Below are 2,649 nucleotides of genomic sequence, written 5' to 3' on the forward strand. Positions count from 1 at the left end.
GCCGGTCACGTACTGCAGGACGTCGCCCGTCCATTGGAACTGGGCCGAGAGCTTGGGCGTGACGGCCGAAAAGATCTTGTCGGCCTGGCCGGCGATCGACTGGCCCACCACCTGGCCTTGCAGGTTCAAGACCTTGTTGTCGAAGGTGAATTCCTTCTCCTCGTTGGTCCAGCGCAGGCCGCCGGTGACGCTGAGCCGGTCGTTGAGCGCATAGGTCGCCTCGCCGAAGACGGCGTAGGCGTCGGTGTTGGTGATGTTGTGGGCGCGGGCGAAGCCGTAGTTGCCAGGCGTGACCACGGGGTCGGTCGGCAGCGCGTTGCGGCGGCTGTAGCCGTCGCGCTCCACGAAGAACCGCTCGTGCAGATAGAACAGGCCGCTGGTGAAGGTCAGCTTGCCGTAGTCGCCGTTCAGCTGGACTTCCTGGGTGACGTACTGATCGTTGTAGTGGATCAGGTTCTTCTGGATCAGCGCCGCCTGGCCGTCATTGTCGTAGTTGACGGGGTTGAGGTTGAACCCGCCGTACGAGGTGACTGACTTCAGTTTCAGGTTGTCGTTCAGCGTGTACTGCACCCGCAGGGCGCCGCTGATCTGGTCCAGGTCCTGGGTCGGCTCGACCTCGGAATAGGAGCGGTCGGTGCGGTGCTCGCCGTTCGGCTGGGTGACCGGCACGTAGCTGCGGCTGTCGCTGCGATCCTTCAGGGCGTTCAGCGTCAGCAGCAGGTCCCAGCGATCGGTTGGGGTCCAGCGCAGCTTGGCGCGGTAGGCGTCCAGGTCGATGCGGTTGACGTCATGGTTCAGCGTCGGGTCGAAGGTGACGCCGTCGCGGCTGTGGTGGATGTAGGACACGCTGCCGGCCAGCTTGCCCTCGACCAGCGGGCCCTCGACAAGGGCGCGCACATCGACCGCGCCGTAGTTGCCCAGGCCCACCTCGGCCTTCGCACGGAAGGCCTCGCCCGGGTCGCGGGTGATGATCCGCAGGGCGCCGGCGCTGGAGTTGCGGCCGTAGAGCGTACCTTGCGGCCCACGCAGCACCTCGACCCGCTCCAGGTCGTTGAACTCGACCATCGAGCCGATCTGGCGCGGGATGTAGACGTCGTCGACATAGACGGCCAGCACCGGCTCCTGGATCGGATCGCTCTCGCCCACGCCACGCAGGGCATAGGTCTGGGTGGTGTGGCTGATCGTGACGCGGCTGATGCTGAAATTGGGGATCTGGCCTGACAGGTCGCGGATGTTGTCGACCTTGCGATCGGCCAGCACCTGCTGGCTGAACGCCGAGATGGCGATGGCGGTCTTCTGCAGGTCGGTGGCCCGGCGCTCGGCGGTGACGACCACCTGCTCGACGGCCGGAGCGGCGTTGGCGTCGGCCTCGGCGGCGATCGGAGTCGCGGGCGTCGCGGCCTGAGCGGCGGTCGCCAGCGCCAGGGCGGAGGTTCCGGAAATCCAGTAAAGTGAAATGGAGCGCAACGACATCATTATCCCCGTTCTTGTTATTGGGGATAAACAGCAAATGATGACCGCGTCTCAATCCATATAAAATCTATAGACTTACAGTTCATCTCATATCGCGAACGCGAATATGACCTATGAATATTGTTAGACATCAGGAAGGACGCTGCTCAGGCGATCGTCCCACAGCGGACGCACGTCGACCTTGGCGGGGATCAGCCCGGCCGTCGCGAAGGCGTCGGCGACGCCTTGCTGCGAGGCGATGGCGGCGTCGCTGATCCTCAGCAGCTTGGTCGGGCTGCTGCGTTCCTTGAATTCGCGCAGATAGAGCGCGGCCGGCACGCCGGTGGCGGCGCTTCGGGCCTGCGCCCAGCGCGCGTCGTCGGCGTTGGCCCACTGCGCGACCTTGGCGTAGCGGCCCAGATAGTCGCCCACGGCCTGGCGCTTGAGCGGATCGTCCAGCGCCGACTTGGCGGCGGCGACCAGGTAGTTGCCCGACAGGATGCCCAGGGCCGTGCGCAGAACGCGCGCTCCGGCCTGACGCGCCCGCTGGACGATGACGCCGTAGATCACCCAGGCGTCGATCGCGCCGCTGGAGAAGGCGGCCAGACCGTCCTGCGGCGACAGGGCCACGGGCTTGATGTCGGTCCATTTCAGGCCCGCCTCGTCCAGCAGGCGCAGCAGGATGTAGTGCGAGGTCGTGGCCTTCACGTAGCCGATGCGCTTGCCCTTCAGGTCGGCGAAGGTCTGGGCCTGGCTGTCCTTGGGCGCCAGCAGGACCTGGTTGTTCACGTCGCCCTGCAGCACGGCGACGATGCGGACCTGGTTGCCCGGCGCGCCGGCTACGAAGATCGGCGGGATCTCGCTCATGCCGCCGACGTCCAGGGCGCCGGCGTTGATCGCCTCGGCGATCAGGTTTCCGCCGGCGAACTCGGACTTGGCGATCTTGTAGGGCGTATCGGCGACGCCGGCCGCCGGGAAGAAGGCTTCCAGATTGCCGCGATAGGTGGCCGCGCGCAGGGTCAGGTCCGCGAGCGAGCCGGGGTTGGAGGTCTTGCCGGGCGAGCAGGCGGCGAGCGTCGAGAGGCCGGCGACAGACAGACCGCTGGCGAGGAGGTGGCGTCGGGAAAGGATCATCAGTCGAACAGGTCCGGCTCTTCTTCGGTCACGACGTCCCAGTAGGGCTGGAAGGCCCAGAAG

2 protein-coding genes are annotated in these 2,649 nt (G+C 66.2%); both read right to left on the reverse strand.

Translation table 11 applies throughout. The features are described 5' to 3' along the window. Positions 1 to 1,473, reverse strand: a 1,473-nt coding sequence (locus AC1DZ6_RS23185) for a TonB-dependent receptor (protein WP_477099468.1), incomplete at its 3' end; no start/stop codon positions are given. A 123-nt stretch (positions 1,474 to 1,596) separates the two neighbouring features. Next, on the reverse strand, positions 1,597 to 2,586 hold the full coding sequence (locus AC1DZ6_RS23190; RefSeq protein WP_477099467.1) for an ABC transporter substrate-binding protein: 990 nt from the start codon (positions 2,584 to 2,586) through the stop codon (positions 1,597 to 1,599). Positions 2,587 to 2,649 lie beyond the last annotated feature (63 nt).

The organism is Caulobacter sp. P1_B12_2, assembly GCF_056406675.1.

What these genes read in the sequence shown, in the direction of transcription:
- AC1DZ6_RS23190 (WP_477099467.1), bottom strand. Translation starts at nt 2,586, where the DNA reads ATGATCCTTTCCCGACGCCACCTCCTCGCCAGCGGTCTGTCTGTCGCC.